This window comes from Verrucomicrobiota bacterium (assembly GCA_037139415.1).
In the GTDB taxonomy this organism is placed as follows: Bacteria; Verrucomicrobiota; Verrucomicrobiia; order Limisphaerales; family Fontisphaeraceae; genus JBAXGN01.
This window is the reverse complement of record JBAXGN010000071.1, coordinates 1-18566: the sequence shown is the minus strand read 5'-3', so window position 1 is coordinate 18566 and position 18566 is coordinate 1. Positions and strand designations below refer to the sequence as shown.

Below are 18566 nucleotides of genomic sequence, written 5' to 3'. Positions count from 1 at the left end.
CTTTCAGGACAATCACTGGTCGTGTTGGATTCTGAGAACACACGGCGCGCCCGCGCTGGCGTTCGCGGGTAACTCGATGGAGTTCCCAGTCCATTTCACCGGCGCATCGCAACCGAGCAGGCGCACGGCCTTGATTTTACAATCGGCCAGCGACTTGATGGTCACCATCCGGTTCTCCGGCCAGGCCAGCACAATGGCGTAGAGCGTATCGCCCTTCGTTGTGAACCGGATGTCTTGCGATGTATAGGGTGCCTTCGGTGGATTGCCCTGGAACTTCGGGCCGAGTCCTTCGGTCGGGCCTTCGCCGAAAACTTTCCACGGTCGCGTGCCGTAGATCGCTTCGCCGTTGATGGTTAGCCAACGTCCGATCTCGATGAGAATCTTTTCCTGGCCCGGAGTCAACGTGCCGTCGGGCGCAGGCGGGATGTTGAGGAGGTAGTTGCCGTTCTTGCTGATGACGTCCGCGAGTTCGCAGAGCATCTCGGCCACGGGGCGCATCTCCATGTCGGCGCGCCAGAACCAATAACTGCGGTTGGACATGGTGTCGAATTGCCACGGGGTGGGGTTGATCCGCTCGGGACGCCAGGAGAACCGGCTGGTGTTCCACGAAATATCCAAGACGGCGGCGTCCGTTGGGATGGCGTTGTATTTGTAATTGAGGACCACGCCCTGCTTCCATTCGGCGGCCCGGTTGTAATAGTAAGCGGCAAACTGCTGGAGATACGGATCATACCCCGGCTGCTCAATGCACCAATCGAACCACATGATTTGCGGATGGTATTTGTCCACGATCTCGACCAGCCGGGCGTACCACCAATCCAGAAACGCCTTGTCCGGCTGCGGGGGGACGGGCCTTCCCGGCAAGGGAGCGGGCGGCGCTTTCTTCGGCGGATTATCGTAGAACCACCAATGCTCCTCGGTATGGGAGGACGCGCCAAAGATCAGCCCCTCTTTGCGGAGTGCCGCCGCCAGTTCGGCAACGAAATCGCGCTTGGGCGTCATCTTTACCGATGTCCAGGGCGTGTATGACGAGTCGTAGAGCGCATAGCCATCGTGATGCTCGGCGACTTGCACTACGTATTTTGCGCCGGATTTGCGAAAAATTTCGGCACAGTGCTTCGCATCAAACTTGTCCCCACGAAAGGCGGCGGCGTAATCCTGCCAATTGAGGGTCTTGGAGCCATCCGCCGAACCATCTTTGGCTCCGGCCAGCGTCTGCGGCCCCCAATGGACAAAGATGCCGAATTTCCCATCCCGGAACCAATCCGGCACTTGGTATTTCTCCAGCGATGCCCAACTGGGCTGAAAGGGGCCGGCTGGTATTTCGATTTTGGCAGGTACCTGCTTCGCCTCGGGCGGTAGTTCATAAGCAGGTACGGTTAAAGCCGGTCCGCAGAGGGTTAGCCAAAGCAAACCATGGTGTAACGGGGTGTTCATTGTTGTTCGGGGATTCCGGATTGGGCGTTGACGGCTGCGTGTGTCTCCAGGCTCATGGGCACGCCTATGGCATAAAGTTGTTGGATTTCCGCTTCCCGCAAGGCCCGGCCATACAGCGCCAGTTCATCCATGCGACCGCTGAAATGGCGTACCGGGTAAATAGTGCTGTGCGTGCCCAAGCTCCAGTTTCCCACGTCAGCATTGCCGATGCGGAGCGGCACTACGAAGCGCGTAGCTTCACGACTTACCGCCACGCCATCCACAAAATGCGTCACCTGCTTTGCCTCAGCATCATAGACAACAGCGAGGTGTACCCAGCGGCCAAGGCGCTCGGGCGTAAAAATGACTGGACTGCAATAATCGGTGGCCTTGTCTTTCTGATTATCCAGTTTGACGCCTAATTTTACATCCCCCTTGCGCGAAATCTGCCAATGGAATCCGCCCTTGCCATATCCTTCGCACATGAACAAGGAATTGAACGCCCTTTCAATGCCGTCCACGCGTGCCCAAGCTGTCAGCGTTATTGAGCGAAACTCACCGGGGATGTTGACACGCACGCGGTCGCCCATACTGCGAAACTCCAGTGCGCTCTTGCCAGGCCAACGGCCTTCGCCCCGCTCGCAAGCGACAATGGTGCCATCGCCAGTGGATGAGTGCTTCGCTGTTACGTTCGGCAGCGTCCGTATATTGGCGGGTATTTCAAAATCAAACCGTAACAGCAAATCAGGATCGGAATTCAATCGTAGCGCTGCGGCGCGCCATTGCGCCAGTTGCTGCCGCTGCACAACGGTGAGCCGCCGCTCAAATTCTGCTACCGAGGCAAATACCGTGCTGTGCGTGGGTATGGAACGGAGTGTGCCATCAACCGCAACCGTCACTGCCTCCCCCTCCCGCAAGTCCCGCTGCGGGGTTACCTTCTCCAGCAACTCCACCTTGCCCTTGAATACATGCACTTCCGCCGCTTGCGCGCCGACACTCACGCCAAACGCTGTGCCACGATCCACCACTCGCACCTGCGGCGTCATGATCGTGAACCCCTGCGCGTGTGCCGGTACTTCTGCGCTTAAGCGACCCGACGCACAAAACCCCTTCGTCGCAGAAACCAGTTGAAATTCCACCGGCCCCTCCAGCAAGACGCGCGCGCCATTAAAGAACTCCACCAGCGCCAAACCCGCCTTCAGGCGCAACCAGCCCGGCTCTAGTGCGGTCCCGACTTTGCGTGCCTCTTCCGGCTTGCGCCACTCCAGATCCACGCCATGTGTCAACACTGCCACTGCCGCCGACGTGGACTCCAGGGGCGTGTTGGCTGGATTATCCGTCCCGATGTTCTGCCGGGGGTGGAATTGCAGTGCCAATATCAAGGCAAGTCCCAGGCAGGCCGCCATCGCCAGCCAATTGACGGGGCTTTGCGCCCAACGCGGTAGTGTCAGCCGCCTGGGTTGTGTCGGCAATGTTTCAGCACCTTCATTCTCGACTTCATGTAATTGCGCGTGTAGCCGTGTTTCCCTCCAGAACTGTTCCCGTGCGGCGGATGATCGCCGCAGCAGGTCCTCCAACTCAGCCCGTTCCGCCTCGGTAAGTTGGCCATCCAGATAACGACTGCACAATAATGCAAGACGTGCATCATTCATGGTGTCGCCCCCGCAGTCTTTAGATTACGCTCCATGCATTCCCGCAAGGCAATGCGCGCCCGGGTTAAAGTCACATTCACAGCATTGACTGATTGGGCACGCAGCCGCGCGATTTCCTCGGGCAAATGCTCGCCATAATAGCGCAGCCGGATCAATTCACGCGGGGCAGGAGGGAGTTTCTCAATGCAGGTCTTCAAAACTCGCACTTCGGTCAAATACTGTGCCTCATCGTCCCAACTGGGAGCGGCAGCGGCCAGCGCTTCGATCACATCCGCTTGCAAACACAGTGGCGCACGCTGGCGATCCCGATGCAAGGATAGCACCTTGAACGTGGCAATCCGCCGTACCCACGCCTGGAAGTTGGTGTCCGGGTCGAACTCATTCGCCTTGCGTGAGACGACCAGAAACGTCTCCTGCATCACATCATCCGCGGCGGAAAATTCCGGTACCAGTCCCAGCACAAAAGCCCGCAGCCGGCCTTGATGCTGCACAAATAGTTGCTGCACCCGCAACGTGCGTTCGTCCAGTGGTGCAGGGGCAGGTAACGGCCTGTCTCCAGGATGTTCATTCATCATAAACTTATTCCACGCTTCGCCCAAACTTAGCAGGTAAAACCATCCCCACTGCAAAAGTTTTTCCGGCAGGGCAAACCGGGGGCGAGGGCGATTCAGCCGATGGTTTTGACCGACCCGAGGCCGATGGTGAAAGGATCGGGGACGTGATGTCTTGGCGGACAGCGGTCATTTCAAGGCTTCGTCGTAGTCACCGGGTAGGCCACTTTCTGAAGTTTGACCGCCCGGAAACAGGCGCGCCCGCTGGCAATGCTGCTGAATCCGCCGAGTTGCAAGCGCACGGTCGTTGAGGATCGGTCGGGCTTGGTGGTGAAGGGCAGCACGATCGGCGTCCAGTCCACGGAGCCGGAGAGGTCCCTGGTGGACTGCAAATCTCCCGCGGCGAGCAGCACGGAGTATTTGCCGCCCGCCTGCTCGATTTTGACTTGCACCGTCTTCACCTCGGCGGTCAGGACGTAGTTTGCCGATGGCTCCGCCGGCGCATCGCAGCGGAGCGAGGCGTTATTCCCTGATGCGCAATCCAGGGTGAACGATCCGCCGTCGCTTTCCGAATAGCGGGCCGTGGTCTTGGCGCTGCCGCTCCAGCTATCCAGCCGCCACGGCTTGCTGTCTTTCGTGATCTCGCCCGCCTTCAATCCCGCGGGGAGCAGCGTGGGCCCGAGCCGGGCATTTTTCAGGTTCCCCTTCATCAGTTCATAGACCCACTGCGGATACTCGCCCTTGGGGAGCGGGGTGGTTGGGAACGGTTTGCCCTTTTTCTTGGCCTCCTCCCGCATCGGGCCGTGCTTCCACGCCGCCTCACCATGGCCGACGAAGCTACCGCCTTCGGGAACCCGGCAATTGAGGATGTCCTGATACCATTCCAGGTAGCCGCGGAAGGTGTCCTGCGGGCGCCAGGCTTTGGCCACCTTGTAATGCGCGTCGTAATTCCCCGAGCCGTGCAGCGCGCCCTTCGGCAACCGGACGCCGCTCTTGCCGCCGTAGTAACCGTCCTGCCCGTGCATCCATTCGTGCAGGAAAATTTCATCCCGCGGGTTCATGCTCGACGCGCTGCCGACGGCGAACATGCCGATGCCATCCGAACCGCTGAAGCCGCCCACTCCGTAGCCCGCGCGCGGGATGCGGTAGCCGGAGGCGTTGTCGAAATAGAGGAAGTAATAGCCCACGCTGTCGTAGTCGCCCGGCTTGGCGAACGTGGCCAGTTCGTTGACCAGCTCCTGCCCCATATACTCCGCGCTGTCGCGCCGCTGCGGATTCAGGCTGCGCAGCGGCTGGGCGGATACCAGGACGGTGGGCGTGAACTTCACCTTGCCGCGCGTGATGTCATGCACCATGTCCGGCGTCTGAACCTCGAAACAATGCCGCGCTTTCGCGATGTCCTCGGCGGTCATCTCCGAGCGGACGGGCAGGAACAGCGGGTGCCAGGTGTCACTGTAGCGCTTGATGATGAGCAGCACCTTGAACTCGATCTCCGGCTTCGCCGCGAAGGAAGGCAGCTCCTTCGCCACCTCACTCGCCAGCTTCATCGCCCAGGCGTTGTCATTGGTGAACTGGGGATTTTCGGCCGCGTAAACCTGCCGACGGCGCAGGAACTCCTGCTGGAAGGGCGAGCCCGCTTTGCCGAGTTCCGGATAGCGGGCCACCACCGGCGCGGAGACGCCATCAAGCGGCTGCTGCGCCAACGCCGGCAGACCCAGGAGCACGAGCGGGAGGCTGAGCAAAAGCGCTTGCGCGGGGCGCGGCCAAAGGCTGGAACGGATCGGACCCCGCTTATGGGCGCGGTTCATGCCTGCACGGATCGTGCTGCGGTTGGACATCGCTTTGGGCTCACCATTCATGGGGGCGAACTTTCCCTTACCCCGGTTGGGGAATCAAGGGGGATTTTATGCCAGACAGTTAGCTTCGCGGGATTCCGCCGCCCATGGTATTTAACGCGCCGTTGAAACGGACGTAATAATACTCGGTAATGCTACGGTATAATAACTATTCTCCAGGGACAATTCCCATTTTACCAGTTTTCAAATCAATGTTTCTTATCCAAAAATAGTTTCCATTCCCAAGTCCCCGCCCAAATATGCTGCCGGGTGCCATCGGCAGCCTTGGTGAAGGTGAGGCCGGTTTTATTGCAGTACGCCGCCCGGATTCGGTCACCCTAAACTGCCCTCCCAAGCGATCATGTTTAACGCAAGCTGCGCACTTGTCCAATGGCAATCAGCAGCAAGCGAAAACGCCGATAAAAGGTGCAGGAAAGTCCGGTTGGCTTCCCAAGCCACCACGAATCAGATGCCCTACAGCGAGGCGTTCGCTTCGCGAAAAGAGGTCTTGCTTTGATCTGGGCTGTTTTCCATTGGTTTCTGGTGCGACCGGTTGAGGTGTCATTTAACCTATAGCATTGTTCATTCTGCGCTTAATTTATCCTGGCAGCGGGTTGATCGCCGCCATTATCCTTCCAGCAAGCAACGAATAATCCGACCAAACAAAAAAGGGCGATCAGATTGGCGCTCTGGGATATGCCATGCGCCGCCATAAACTGTTTCCCGGCGGTCTCGCGCACACCAGCGGACAGCGTGGAATCATATTTTTGCTGATGCAACAGGTGTAGCCGGGGCTGAAAATAAAGCCCGCTGACGAGGCCCATGGCCACTACCGTGCCCGATAAGACCAAAGTGGCTTTGCCCACGGACTCACGAACCAGAAACCGTTGGCAGGCCAGCAGGCTCATAAACCCCGCGCCGCAAGCCAGGTGCCACCAAAAATACCGCTCCAAGATCAGCATGGCGGCCATGCCGGAATATTGTTTTGGCTCGACCGCCCCGGCCTGCTTAAAAACCGCGAGCATGGGTTCCCGGAAAAACATGGGGCCAGCCCCAAAGGTAAAGAACACCGCCATACCCAGCCAGATTCCGGCGAGCATGACGATTCCCAGCCTGAGGCTACGCCTCACAGGATATTCGCGGCCAGTTCCGCCAGCTCGGAGCGTTCGCCCTTTTGCAGTTCAATATGCGCCGCCAGGGACTGCTCGCGAAATTTGCTGACAATGTAATTGAATCCGTTGGACGCGGAGTCCACGTAGGGATTATCAATCTGGTAGGGATCGCCGGTGAACACCAGCTTGGTGCCGTGACCGACGCGGGTGACAATGGTTTTGACTTCGAGCGGCGTCAGGTTTTGCGCCTCGTCAATGATCATGAACTGGTTGGCAATGGAACGTCCGCGAATATAGCTCAACGCCTCGACCACAATGGTGCCGGTGCGCAATAAATCCGTCGCGCGGCGATGCTCGTGCCCCATGTTGAGATCGCTCAACATTTCCAAGGCGTCGTGGATCGGTTGCATCCAAGGGCCGAGTTTTTCCTCAAGGGTGCCGGGCAGAAACCCAAGTTCCTTGCCCATCGAGATGGTGGGACGCGCCACCACCAGCCGCCGAAATTCCCGGTCCAGCACGGTTTTTTTGAGTCCGGCCGCCATCGCCATCAAGGTCTTGCCCGTGCCCGCCTTGCCCATCAGGGTGACCAGCTTGATGCGGTCATCCAGCAGGGCGTCAAACGCGAAGTGTTGCTCGCGATTTTTTGATTTGATCCCCCAGATGCCCTCCCGGCTATCAATGATGGGCACCAGTTTTTTGCCGGTATTGTCCACCCGCGTGAGCGCCGTGCGCTTGGGATTACCCGCCTCGATAAGCGTGCAGTATTCATTGGGCCAGTGGAGCGTGTTGCCCGGCAGTTCCAGTTCGCCATTGAGCCGAAACGCCGCCATCTGGTCCACCGGCACCGTATGTTCAAATACCCCGGTATAGAGGTCCTGAATCCGGACCCGATCGGTCTCGTAATCCTCGGCCTCCAACCCCAGCGCGTCGGCCTTGATGCGCAGATTGATATCCTTGGTGACGAGGATGGTGCGCAACTCCGGGTCTTTGCGCTGAACGGTCAGGGCGCGGGCAATGATCCGGCTGTCCACCGTATGACTCCCGGCGATGGGCATCGGGCCATCGTCATCCTTGAATAAAATACGCAGACGCCCTGAATTGGAGAGCGTCACGCCCTCGCTGAGCCGGTTTTTTTCACGCAGTGTGTCCAACATGCGGGAAACCGTGCGGGCATTCTGCCCCAGTTCGGAGGACTCGCGTTTGAAACGATCAATTTCCTCAATGACCTCGATGGGGATGAATACATTATTCTCCTGAAAATTCAGGAGTGAGTTGGGATCGTGCAGCAAAACGTTGGTGTCGAGAATATAGTTTTTTTTCACGGGTGATTATCGGGGTATTCTTGGTTAATCGTAATGAAATTTTGCCAGCCGGGTTATTTGGCCCGGGTCACCGTCTTTTTTGGCAGCCGAGTCATGCGGTCATACCATTGTTGCAGGTGATTATGCGGCGCGGGGAGTTGATAGTGTCCGCTAAACATAAAGTTGCCCAACATGCCGTACAAATCGAAATCCACAAAGCGCGGTTGCTGATCCAGCAGGAACGGACGGGTGCCCAGCATCTGCTCGTAAGGAATCAGCCGACGGCTTAGCTCTTCCAGCAGGCCGGACTGCTGCTGCTGCCATTGGGTCAGGCAATGGCGTCCAAACTTGCGCTCCTTATGGCGAAGGAAGGCCAGCCATTCCTTTTCCGGGACGAACTCCTGGTAATAAATGTCATTGAGCCGGAAGGCGATATCCTCAATTTCATTCTCGATATGACGCCAGATAACATTTTGCACGCCGGACCATTCCTTGGGAAATAATCCCAACTGCAACCGGGCATCCAGATACTTGGCAATCACCTGCGAATTATCGTCCACCTCGAAAATGACATTCTGGCCATCCTTGATGATCGGCACGGCGTGATAGCGCTGACGCGTTAACCGCCAGACGAGGGTACGATCCGTGTTAGGCACATTCGCACAGCGAAACCGGGCGCCGCCAAACTCGAGAATCCGGCGTTGGACAATGCAAAAAGGGCTCCAAGGAAACTGCACCAGCGTAATCATAAGTGGCATTCCTCCATGATCATGGCGACCAGTTGACCGCGTAAAACTACCACGCGCCGGGTTCCGCGAAACCCTGGCAAGACGAGGCATCGGTGGTGTCCATGATTACACAACACAGCGGCAGACTACTCCGCTTCCCAACCCAGTGCAAACTCAAACATGCATTTCATTTACGCGATGGCAGCAGGAATAAGACATCAGTGAACAGTAATCAAGTGATCAGTAAAAAGGAATGCGACAAGATGGACGGGGAAAATAGCCAATGGTCAAAAAGGGGATGGTGGAATTGCAAATTGGGAAGTTCATCGTTCTGATCCGTGCGCGGCGCGGTATTCGCTGGGGGAGACGCCTTGGAATTGCTTAAAGCGTTTGGAAAAATGGAAGGGGTCCTGGTAGCCAAGCTGGGCGGCGATATCCTTCATGTTCAAGGTGGTGCCGTGCAGCAACTGGCAGGCCCGATGAATGCGCAGCAGGTGCAGGTAATCGCGCGGAGCGGAGCCGGTCTGCTGCTTGAAGAGCACGGTGAAATGCGGGGTGGACAGGTTGCTGAGGGCGGCCAAGCGGCTCACCTTGAGCGGTTGGTCCAGGTGTTCGCTCATGTACACGATGCACTGTGCCACTTTTTGCAGGCCGTCGGCGGCATCCGGATGATACGCATAGCGATGCCGGATCAGCAGGGCCAACAAGTGCCCCAAGGTATGCGAGGCTTGCAGCAGGTCGAGGTAGGCCAGACCGCGCTCCAGCGTTTGCGCCACTTCGTTAAACAGCAGCGCCAACTGCATATCCATCCCCAAGTGCGTGACCGGATTTTTTACCGACACGCCCAATTCCCGCAGATATTCGCGGACATTTGAACCCAGCGCATGGACGTAGTGAATGGTCCACGGGTTGGTGGTATTTGCTCCGTAACTATGCGGTTGGTGTGACGGTATCACCAGCAGGTCGCCCGCGCGCACCGTATGCCGGGCACCCCCCAACTGACACCAGCCACCACCTTTGACGCAATAGATGAAGATCGCTTGATCCGTGCCTTTCGGACGCCGCCGGAGATGCCCTTCGGCCCGGGGAAAATAGCCGGCCCCGGCGGCAAATAATCCGCTTAACAGCGGCTTCTGCCGCATCAGGGTGGCAGCCATCCGCTCGGGCAACATGACACGATGCTCACCAATAAAGCCACTGCCTTTTTCCAGGAGCGTGTCCCCCATGGGTAGCGTGCGCCCGAGCGCGATGCGGAGTTTAGCGAACGCCCTTTAAGGCTTTGTCGGCCTTCTTCTTGGTCGCGTCGTTGGGCGCTTTTTCCACTGCGACCTGAAGTGCCTTGCGACGGAGTTCCTTGGTGGCACCCTTCAGATCGCCCCGGGGAGCAAGCGCAATGATCGCGGAACACGCGTCATCAGCCAGGGCGCGATCGGCGGCATACGTCATCAACGGTTCCAAGCAACTGGCGGAGGGGATGGTCCCCAGCGCGCCAATCACCAGGCGTTTTTCCTCCACGCGTTTCACGAGCGGCAGGACATCGTTGACCTTCGCCAGTTTGTCTTCATCCTTAAGCTTTTTATCGGTCTGGATGTATTGCAGGTACCCGCGCAATCCCAGCACCTGGTGTGACATTTTTTTACCAGTCTTCGCCAGCGTCAACAGGGGTTCGGCCACAGCCGCGTCATCCGGCCAACTATTCGGCCAGGTGGACAAGGTGCGAACCGCTTCATCTTGAACGGTGGTTTCCTTATCATTCAAGGCGTTTTTCACTGCCGCCAACGCTTCTGGCCCGCCAACACTTGCCAGGGTATGCAGCGCAATGATGCGGAGGGCAACATCCCCGTTCTCTGCCAGCGGCAACAGGTGCGGCAAGCAGCGCGCCCCCTGACGACTGGCAATCGCCAGCATGGCCTTTTCAAGATCGCCCTGATCTTTGGCGGCCTGGGTTTGCTTGAGTTGTTTGATCAGGTCAGCAATTTGTTTTTCCTCGCCCAACAAGCCGATGGTGGCGATGGCGGCGCTGCGGACAACGGCATCCGCATCATTCAGGCACTGCATGGCCAGCGGCAGAGCGCCGGCAATCTGGCGTTGCCCCGCCAGCTCCAGCAACACCTGCCGCATTTTTCCGGCGGACTGAGGCAGGCGATTCAACAGTTGGTTATCCACTTCTTTGCCGGGCAAACGGGCCAGCGCCACCCGGGCGGCTTTCTCCAAGTCCGGATCGTTCTCGGCGGCAACATCCAGCAACACCGGCACGACCGCCGGGTTATTCAGGCGGTCCAGCGCGGTCAGCGCCGCCAGACGCACTTTTTTGGGACCGCTGCGGGCGGCCTTTTGGATGGTCGGCAGAGCCGCGGCATCCGCCCGATCCGCCAAAACGAGGAGCAGCAGCGCCTGCCGGTCCTGACCGGATCGTTCCAGCTCTTCAGCCAGCGCCAGAGTCACATCGCGACCCGACAGTTCTCGGGCGGTGCGCAGGCCGATACCAAAGCGAGCCCGATCTTCCGATCGCAACTGCTCCATCAACAGCGGCAACCCTTCCGATTTGCGCGCGAGGATGGCGCCACGGATGGCTTCAATAATACGCTGCCGGGGAACCGAACTATTACGGACTAAGTCATACAACCGGATGGCCTCTTTGTTATTCCCTTCATTGAGATAACGTTCGGCGCAACGGACGCACCCTTCCGCAACTTCGGAGCGGACACCCTCCGGGGAGGTCGGGAGGAATTTCTCCAGAATGGCGGTGGCCTGATTGCCCCCAATGCGCCCCAAGGCCGCCGCCGCCGCCGAGGCAATATCGGCATCCGCATCCTTGAGTTTGGCTGATAAACCGCTGATGGCCTGGGCATCCCGGCGCACCCCGATGGTATTGATCACTCCCACCAGTTGGCGGCCCTGTACACGGGTCAGGGCGTCGCGCAATGCGGCATCCGCCGCCGCGTCAGGAATGGCTTCCAAGGCAATGCGCGCCCAGGAAGACAGTTCCGGATTGGACAACAGTGGCGCCAAGGCCGGGACGGCTTCCGGGCCGCCGTAAATGGCGAGCTGTTTGCAGACCAGAGCCTTGTCCGCAGACGGAGCGTCGGATTTGAGCACCGCGATCAATTTCCGCTGTTTTTCAGCGGTGGAATCCTGCGGGTCAAACACGGCGGCCTGGATTTGAAGGGTCAGAGTCAATACCGCGGCCCCCGTCAGGCTGCGGACCAAATTTTGAAGCTGGAGCATCATAAAATTTTCAGTAATAGGTGATAAGGATATGACAATCAGGCATGGTTAGATGCGCCACGGTTCACGTTGCGCTTCCGAGCGCAGGCGGTTGGCCTCGGAATCCCCAATGAATTCATTTCGTTTGAGGTCGTACCGCACCTTGCGGTTCAAGTGCAGGGCGATGTTGGCAGAGTGGCAGGCCACGTGCGACCAGCAGGCCACATCGGCATTGGCGCGCGACAGACCGCGTGATTTCACGCAGTCAAGGAAATCGCGGACGTGAAAATCAGCCGGATACCCGCCAATTTTGGCTCCGCGCCCAACGAGCAGCGCTTCCGAACTGGCGACGATGTCGCCGTTGTCACCGGTTTCCACCCAGCCGGTGGTGCCTTCAAAGCGCACCGGGCAAGATCCGAGCTTGAGCCAGCCATCGTTGCGCATGATGAGTTTGACGCCGCTGGGATAGAGCGCATGCAACTGGCCGTCTTTGGGTTCATACTCGATTGGGGCGGTCGCATCGGCGTCCGCCGCCCACTGGCAAAGATCCACGCAGTGCGAGCCCCATTCCAGGCATCCGCCGCCAGTCAACCCGCCGCCTTTTTCAAAGCCAAAGCCGTGGAGCTGTTTCTGATTGAATGGCCGCCAAGCCGCCGGGCCGAGATACGTATCCCAATCCACCTGATCTTTCGGGGGCTCCGGTTCTGGGGTCATCCAACCGCTCATGCTGGTACCCAGACCACCGGGGTGCGCATAAACGGTTTCGAGCTTGCCCAGCTTGCCCTGGCGCGCCAGTTCGATGGAGTACACGAAGTTCGGCAGGCTGCGCCGCTGGGTGCCGGCTTGAAACACGCGACCGGTCCGGCGAATGGTATCCGCCAGCGCGAAGCTCTGCGCAATGTTCTTGGTACACGGTTTTTCGCAATAAATATCCTTGCCCGCATTGGCGGCGAGCGTGCTGGCCGCCGCGTGCCAGTTCGGGCCGGTGGCGATCAAGGTGGCATCAATGTCGGTGCGGGCGAGCAATTCGCGCAGGTCGCGGTAGGTGGCGCAATCCTGGTTGTTGTATTTGGCATCCGCCATCTTTTTCACCGCCTCCTGGCGGGCGGCTTTCACATCCGCAATGGCGATAAACTGAACGTCAGGTTGCTGGAGAAAACAGCCCAGCACGTAGCTACCTCGGTTGCCGATGCCGATGGCACCCAGCACAATGCGTTCGCTGGGGGAAACGGTGCCATCCACACCGAGAACCGAGCTGGGAACCACTTGGGGTGCCAGCAGGAGGGCTCCGGCTTGAAGTGCGGTTTTGAGAAACCCACGGCGGTTGAGCGCGGTGTGGTTGGTGGTCCCGCCGGTTTGCCGGTGGGATCGGCGATTACGATTTTCGATAGTCACGCGTTTCATGTTACTCTTTCTCGTTACGAATCAATAATACGGGTACGTGTCTCAATGTTCGCAGATTGTTTGGTGGTTGTCCATACTTTCATGCCTGAGTTTTATGAATTGCGGTGCAAAGATTACGTTGTCTGGGTGAACATTTGCCGCTAATGTTGTCTAATATGTCAATGAAACGGCATGGTACATTGAAATGCGGTCTGGCGGGATTGCTGGTGCTGGCTTGGGCAGTCCAAGTTCCGGCGCAAAAAGTTCCGGTCACCGAACACCAGTTATCCAACGGCATGCGGGTATTGCTGTTGGAGCGGCATGATGATCCCAGTATCGCGGGTGGCTGGGTGGCGCACGTGGGCAGCAGCAACGAGCGACCGGGCATCACCGGCACCGCGCATCTCTTTGAGCACATGATGTTCAAGGGCACCCCCACACTCGGCACCAAGGATTACCAGAAGGACCTCCAGATCATCGCGGAACAGGAAAAGGTGCGCGAGGAAATGCGGGCCGAGGAAGCCAAAATGCGGGCGTTGTATCGGCGCGGCGAAATTGACGACGTGCAAAAACCTGAGAATCGGACCGCGCGCTGGAAAGAACTGGAGAAAAGCTTTCAGGAACTCATCAAGCAACAGCGGGATATTCAGGTGAAGAACGAGTTCGACCGCGTTTACACCACGCAAGGGGCGTCCGGCATGAATGCGTTTACCACGCATGACCTCACCGGTTACTTCATCACCGTCCCCGCCAATAAACTGGACCTCTGGATGTGGATGGAATCCGAGCGGCTGTGGCGACCCGTATTCCGCGAATTTTACGCCGAGCGGGACGTGGTCTATGAAGAGCGCCGGATGCGGACGGAATCCACGCCGCTGGGAAAGTTCGAGGAAGAGTTCACTTCCATGATCTGGCAGGCGCATCCCTATCACTGGCCGGTGATAGGCTGGCCGACGGATGTGGCCTCCATTTCGAAGGCGCAGGCGGATGAGTTTTACGCCACGTATTACGCGCCGCAGAATATCACAGCCATCCTGGTCGGTGATTTTAAAACCGAGACCGCCCTGGCACAGATGGAGAAATATTTCGGACGGATTCCCCGCGGGCAAAAGAATCCGCCGGATGTGCCGACCATCGAGCCGACGCAACCCGCCGAAAAACGGATGTACGCCGAGGCGGACACCAATCCGCAAGTGGACATCATCTGGCATTCGGTCGGTTTCGGCCATGCGGATAGTTACGCGTTGCAGGTGCTGGCCCAGGTGCTGAATGGCCGCACGGGCCGTCTGTACAAGGGCTTGGTGGTGGGCAGCCAGGTGGCCACCGAGGCAGATGCCGCGCAGCATTCTATGAAATGGGCCGGCCTCTTCAATGTGAGCGGCGAAGCCCGCGAAGGCCACACGCCGGAGGAAGTGGAGAAGGCGATCTACAAGGAACTGGAGGCGCTCAAGGAAAAGGAAGTGCCCGCCGAGGAATTACAGAAGGTCAAAAATAATTTTGCCGCCAACGAGTATCGCAAATTGCAGTCCAACATGGCCATTCTCATGCAGCTTATTTTCAATGATGGCATGGGCAATTGGCGGGCGATCAATGAGTCCGGCCCGAAATATCAGGCGGTAACCGCCGCCGACCTGACACGGGTGGCCAACAAATATCTGCTGCGCGAAAACCGTTGCGTGGCGGTTTACAACCGCAAGCCGGGTGCCAACACTGCGGAAGATGCCGATCTGACCGCCCTGCCGGCAGAAATGAAGGAAGCCGGCAAAACCATGGCCGCCAAGTTTCAAAAAGAAAAGGACCCCGTCAAACTCAAACAACAGTTGCAGGCATTGGAAGCCCGCACCAGCCAGGTGGATGAAAAAAGCCGCCCCCTGTATCAATTTATGACCAAAAAGTTAGCGCAACGCATTGCGGAACTGGAAAAGGGAGGGAAATAATATGAAGTCTTCACGTACCTCCATGCTGTGGTTGCTGGTGGCCTTGGGCAGCCAATGTTCCTTCACTTCACTGGCGGCCAGCGATGCCGCCGTGCCGGATCGTCCGGAGAAACTGCAATTTGGGCCGCTCACCTTTGAACCGCCCAAGGCGGCGGATTACCGTGTGCAATTGAAAAGCGGCCCCGTGGCGTACGTTGTGCCCGACCGCGAACTGCCACTGGTCACGATCACCGTTTATGTTCGCACGGGTGATTACCTGGAGCCGGCAGGCAAGGAGGGCGTCACCGAGCTGACAGGCTGGTTGCTTGCCCGTGGCGGCACTAAATCCAAATCGGCGGAAGAGCTGGAAGAGCGGCTGGCTTTCCTGGCGGCGCAATTAAACAGCGGCGTCGGTGACACCCAGGGCAGCGTGAGCCTGAATCTGCTATCCAAGGACCTCGACGAGGGACTCGCGCTGTTGCGCGAGGTCCTGGCCTTGCCGCGTTTTCAGGACAACAAGATCGAACTGCGCAAACAGCAGATTTACCAATCCTTGAAACAACGCAACGATGAGTCCGCGCAGATTGAAGGACGCGAGCGCAACTTCCTGGCCTATGGCGAAAAGTTTTTCGTGAATCGCCACACCACCGATGCCTCGCTTAAATCCGTCACCCGCGCGGACCTGGAGGCGTTTCACCATGACTGGTTTCACCCGGGCAATTTCCTGGTTGCGGTAAACGGCGACTTTGATCGGGAAGCCATGATTGCGAAGCTGGAAACCTTGTTCAGCAACTGGCCATTCCAAGGCAAGGTGGCATCCAAGCCCCCGACGGACACCGCCATGGCCAAACCGGGCGCCTACCTGGTGGACAAAGACGTGAACCAAGGCCGCGTGAGCATTCTATTGCCGGGCATTATGCGTAATGACCCCGACTATGTGGCGTCCCAAGTGATGAACAATATTTTGGGCGGCGGCGGATTCACCTCGCGCATTATGAACCGCGTCCGCAGTGATGAAGGGCTGGCCTACTCCGCCGGTTCCAGCCTGGCGGGCGGAATGTATTACCCAGGCGTATTCACCGCTGGTTTCCAGACCAAGTCGCATACCGTGGCGTATGCCGTCAGCATTGTGCTGGATGAACTCAAGCGGATGACCACTGCGCCGGTAACCGATGAGGAGTTAAATACCGCCAAGCGTTCCTTCATTGACACGTTCCCTCGCGCCTTTGCGACCAGAGGCCAGGTGGCGGCGGCCTTGGCCATGGAGGAATTCACGGGGCGGTATCAGGCGGACCCGGATTGGTTCAAGAACTACCGTCAACGCTTTGAATCCGTGACCGGCGCGGATGTGCAACGCGTAGCCAAACGTTTTCTTAAGCCGGCGGAAGTCATCATTCTGGTCGTCGGCCAAAAACAAGTCATCCTGAAGGACAACCCGGATCATCCCGAGAAACTCCTCAAGCTGGCAGGCGACCGATTCACCGAATTGCCGCTGCGCGATCCGTTGACCATGAAGCCGTTGAAGTGATTACCGTCCTTGTGGGGCGAGTGTCAGCGGCTCCTGGGTTGGGGTAGGGGTTGAGTTGTTGCACCAGTTGGCGACCTGCACTTAAACAGTGACAACCGTTTCTTCAACCGCCAACCAGCCTGAGTCTTCGGCCTCAACTTCGAGCCACTCACGAATGGCAATGCGAATGTTATCAAGGGCTTTCTCGCGCGTTGCTCCCCGCGAATGGCATCCTGGAAGCGCCGGGCATCTGATCGCCCAGCCTTCTTCCGAGTGCATGAGTTTGATGTGATATTGCATAGGTGACACCCACGGCATCGGCCATGGAGTGTGACTGGTTCAGCGGCGTAACCCTGCGAATAACATGTAACAGAATCAGATCACACAACGACTTTACCAAGGCGCATCAGGAAAACAAGGACACAGAACTGTCGTTGTAAAAACAGCATAATCGCATTGGTGAGGTGAATTGATTCTGGCACCCTTGGGGTTCAGTTGGGGGCATTGGACGCCTTTCCAAAGGCCGCGCCCCGTTCCACTCAAGACGCTAGCTTTCTTTCATCCCTGCCGGATGCACTCTCTGCATGTCTCATTCGGTATCGATCTCTGTTTCACCTGTATTTTGGTCAATGCAGGCAAAAATGCTACTGCCAGGTGCGCGGATTTTCGCTTCGAAGTAAACCAGCCAGAATGACTTTTCTGATCTGCGCAGCGTCGTTACAAGCTCGGGCTCGGGATCTTTATGTTCCCCCCACCAGAAGCCCTGGTCAATGGCTGCCAGTTTGGCAAGAATACAGGCCTCGAATTTATCACAAGGGGGCAGGTAAGAGGATCCGATCCGGTTCAGTCCCCGTTGAGGCAATTGCACGAGTGGAGTAGCGCACTGCTCAAGTCGCAGTTGAAACAACGGGGCATTATCCCCATGGCGAAATGAAAGCGTGAGCAGAATCTGTTTGCTAGTGTGCTGTAATTGAAGTGCGTTACGGCTCCTGTTCAGGGTCCAATTCATGGGCTCTTGCTGCCGCCACCTCGTAATGGTCGAGCGGGAAGGAACGTTCGGCTCGAATTGAAGTTCTCGGAGTGCCGGACTGTTTATGCTAATGCCGGAGAGTTTGTTTGACGCAAAGTAAAGCGTAACGCCTCTGTAGTCCAGGCGAGGCCCGCGCTGATAATTCCACCATAATTCCGGTGGCTTGCCCCAAACGCCAATGACCTCATCCAAGGTCATGCTCAGACGGATGTTTGCAATCGGTCCTCCGGCAGCGATGCTGTTGAGGTGAAATACGCAACCGCGAGTTTTTGTTGTGGTATTGTTGATGTCTAACAGCGTGGATTCTGTGACCTGTTGAACGCCTGGCAGAGCCTTATTCACGCTGGCGATCAAATGCGCGTAGTAATTGGTCTCGCCGCCGTTTGAATCACCAGCAAGTGCGATCAGGATCAATAGAATAATGCGGCACAAATGCATAGGTGGTTTGCCTAACAGTATTATTGAACACCCTTCCCGTTCGTTGTCTTCGGTAGCCAGTTTATTATCATGTTGCCGACCATCCGTAAAAAGATCCCGCTGGTCAATTGCAAAACGACATTTCGCATTGGTGCGGTGAATTGATTCTGGCACCTCTTCAAGGTGCAGTTGGGTTTATTGGACGGTTTTCCGGAGGTCATGCCCCGTTCCCCTCATGACGCTACTGTCTGTCATTCCGTCCGGGATGATGGATGCCTTTCCGGACAATCCTGAATAGGTGCATGTCAGGAAAGGCCAAAGATTGAACAAAGTTGCTGCTAGCCAGTTGTTATGTCGTATGTGTCTCGCCTTTTTGTGTCAATGGTGGCGCGCATGTGCGTCGCACTTGCATAAAATTGAAACCACCATAACCGGATTCGGGGTCAGACTATAGTTTTGATTCCGGTGAATTGCAGGGGGTTTTTCAGCAGGTTTTTTGGACGGCTAAACC

At 57.6% G+C, this 18566-nt stretch carries 14 protein-coding genes; 2 read left to right on the top strand and 12 right to left on the bottom strand.

What is annotated here, in order from left to right:
• Positions 1 to 12: 12 nt before the first annotated feature.
• From WCO56_13845 to WCO56_13800, 10 genes are all read right to left on the bottom strand, one after another.
• On the bottom strand, positions 13 to 1437 hold the full coding sequence (locus tag WCO56_13845; protein ID MEI7730652.1) for an alpha-L-fucosidase: 1425 nt from the start codon (positions 1435 to 1437) through the stop codon (positions 13 to 15).
• Positions 1434 to 3068, bottom strand: coding sequence for a LamG-like jellyroll fold domain-containing protein (locus tag WCO56_13840; protein MEI7730651.1), 1635 nt, complete (start codon positions 3066 to 3068; stop codon positions 1434 to 1436). Before WCO56_13840 ends, WCO56_13845 begins: the two co-directional genes overlap by 4 nt.
• Entirely contained in the window at positions 3065 to 3643 is a 579-nt protein-coding gene (locus WCO56_13835; protein ID MEI7730650.1) for a sigma-70 family RNA polymerase sigma factor, read from the bottom strand. The genes WCO56_13840 and WCO56_13835 overlap by 4 nt, the downstream gene beginning before the upstream one ends.
• A gap of 170 nt (positions 3644 to 3813) precedes the next feature.
• Positions 3814 to 5478 carry a hypothetical protein gene (locus tag WCO56_13830; protein ID MEI7730649.1) on the bottom strand — a complete coding sequence of 555 codons (1665 nt, stop codon included), beginning with the start codon at positions 5476 to 5478 and terminating at the stop codon, positions 3814 to 3816.
• 569 nt (positions 5479 to 6047) lie between these two features.
• Positions 6048 to 6554: a DUF4149 domain-containing protein gene (locus WCO56_13825; protein ID MEI7730648.1), complete on the bottom strand. Its 507-nt coding sequence runs from the start codon at positions 6552 to 6554 to the stop codon at positions 6048 to 6050.
• 26 nt (positions 6555 to 6580) lie between these two features.
• Positions 6581 to 7888, bottom strand: a complete 1308-nt coding sequence (locus tag WCO56_13820; protein ID MEI7730647.1) for a PhoH family protein — start codon at positions 7886 to 7888, stop codon at positions 6581 to 6583.
• A gap of 53 nt (positions 7889 to 7941) precedes the next feature.
• A complete protein-coding gene (locus tag WCO56_13815) occupies positions 7942 to 8616 on the bottom strand; it encodes a glutathione S-transferase C-terminal domain-containing protein (GenBank protein MEI7730646.1) in 675 nt (224 codons plus the stop codon).
• Between the two features lie 302 nt (positions 8617 to 8918).
• Complete coding sequence (locus WCO56_13810; protein MEI7730645.1) at positions 8919 to 9821, bottom strand: AraC family transcriptional regulator; 903 nt, start codon at positions 9819 to 9821, stop codon at positions 8919 to 8921.
• A gap of 31 nt (positions 9822 to 9852) precedes the next feature.
• Positions 9853 to 11826, bottom strand: coding sequence for a HEAT repeat domain-containing protein (locus WCO56_13805; protein MEI7730644.1), 1974 nt, complete (start codon positions 11824 to 11826; stop codon positions 9853 to 9855).
• Between the two features lie 45 nt (positions 11827 to 11871).
• On the bottom strand, positions 11872 to 13206 hold the full coding sequence (locus tag WCO56_13800) for a Gfo/Idh/MocA family oxidoreductase (protein ID MEI7730643.1): 1335 nt from the start codon (positions 13204 to 13206) through the stop codon (positions 11872 to 11874).
• Positions 13207 to 13361: 155 nt separating this feature from the next.
• On the opposite strand from WCO56_13800, the gene WCO56_13795 reads away from it, so the two are divergent.
• Positions 13362 to 15122 carry a pitrilysin family protein gene (locus WCO56_13795; GenBank protein MEI7730642.1) on the top strand — a complete coding sequence of 587 codons (1761 nt, stop codon included), beginning with the start codon at positions 13362 to 13364 and terminating at the stop codon, positions 15120 to 15122.
• A gap of 1 nt (position 15123) precedes the next feature.
• On the top strand, positions 15124 to 16629 hold the full coding sequence (locus tag WCO56_13790) for a pitrilysin family protein (GenBank protein ID MEI7730641.1): 1506 nt from the start codon (positions 15124 to 15126) through the stop codon (positions 16627 to 16629).
• An 81-nt stretch (positions 16630 to 16710) separates the two neighbouring features.
• Here the strand turns inward: WCO56_13790 and WCO56_13785 are convergent, their stop codons facing one another.
• Together WCO56_13785 and WCO56_13780 are read right to left on the bottom strand one after the other, a co-directional pair.
• Positions 16711 to 16908, bottom strand: a complete 198-nt coding sequence (locus WCO56_13785; protein MEI7730640.1) for a type II toxin-antitoxin system HicB family antitoxin — start codon at positions 16906 to 16908, stop codon at positions 16711 to 16713.
• Between the two features lie 289 nt (positions 16909 to 17197).
• The gene (locus tag WCO56_13780; protein MEI7730639.1) at positions 17198 to 18076 is read right to left on the bottom strand and encodes a hypothetical protein; all 879 of its coding nucleotides are present in this window, start codon (positions 18074 to 18076) and stop codon (positions 17198 to 17200) included.
• Positions 18077 to 18566: the final 490 nt, after the last annotated feature.

Bases quoted from the DNA above. Each gene is read 5' to 3' on its own strand.
- WCO56_13845 (MEI7730652.1), bottom strand. From the start codon at position 1,437: ATGAACACCCCGTTACACCATGGTTTGCTTTGGCTAACCCTCTGCGGA.
- WCO56_13840 (MEI7730651.1), bottom strand. From the start codon at position 3,068: ATGAATGATGCACGTCTTGCATTATTGTGCAGTCGTTATCTGGATGGC.
- WCO56_13835 (MEI7730650.1), bottom strand. From the start codon at position 3,643: ATGATGAATGAACATCCTGGAGACAGGCCGTTACCTGCCCCTGCACCA.
- WCO56_13830 (MEI7730649.1), bottom strand. From the start codon at position 5,478: ATGAATGGTGAGCCCAAAGCGATGTCCAACCGCAGCACGATCCGTGCA.
- WCO56_13825 (MEI7730648.1), bottom strand. From the start codon at position 6,554: ATGCTCGCCGGAATCTGGCTGGGTATGGCGGTGTTCTTTACCTTTGGG.
- WCO56_13815 (MEI7730646.1), bottom strand. From the start codon at position 8,616: ATGATTACGCTGGTGCAGTTTCCTTGGAGCCCTTTTTGCATTGTCCAA.
- WCO56_13810 (MEI7730645.1), bottom strand. From the start codon at position 9,821: ATGGGGGACACGCTCCTGGAAAAAGGCAGTGGCTTTATTGGTGAGCAT.
- WCO56_13805 (MEI7730644.1), bottom strand. From the start codon at position 11,826: ATGATGCTCCAGCTTCAAAATTTGGTCCGCAGCCTGACGGGGGCCGCG.
- WCO56_13800 (MEI7730643.1), bottom strand. From the start codon at position 13,206: ATGAAACGCGTGACTATCGAAAATCGTAATCGCCGATCCCACCGGCAA.
- WCO56_13795 (MEI7730642.1), top strand. From the start codon at position 13,362: ATGTCAATGAAACGGCATGGTACATTGAAATGCGGTCTGGCGGGATTG.
- WCO56_13790 (MEI7730641.1), top strand. From the start codon at position 15,124: ATGAAGTCTTCACGTACCTCCATGCTGTGGTTGCTGGTGGCCTTGGGC.
- WCO56_13785 (MEI7730640.1), bottom strand. From the start codon at position 16,908: ATGCAATATCACATCAAACTCATGCACTCGGAAGAAGGCTGGGCGATC.
- WCO56_13780 (MEI7730639.1), bottom strand. From the start codon at position 18,076: ATGCATTTGTGCCGCATTATTCTATTGATCCTGATCGCACTTGCTGGT.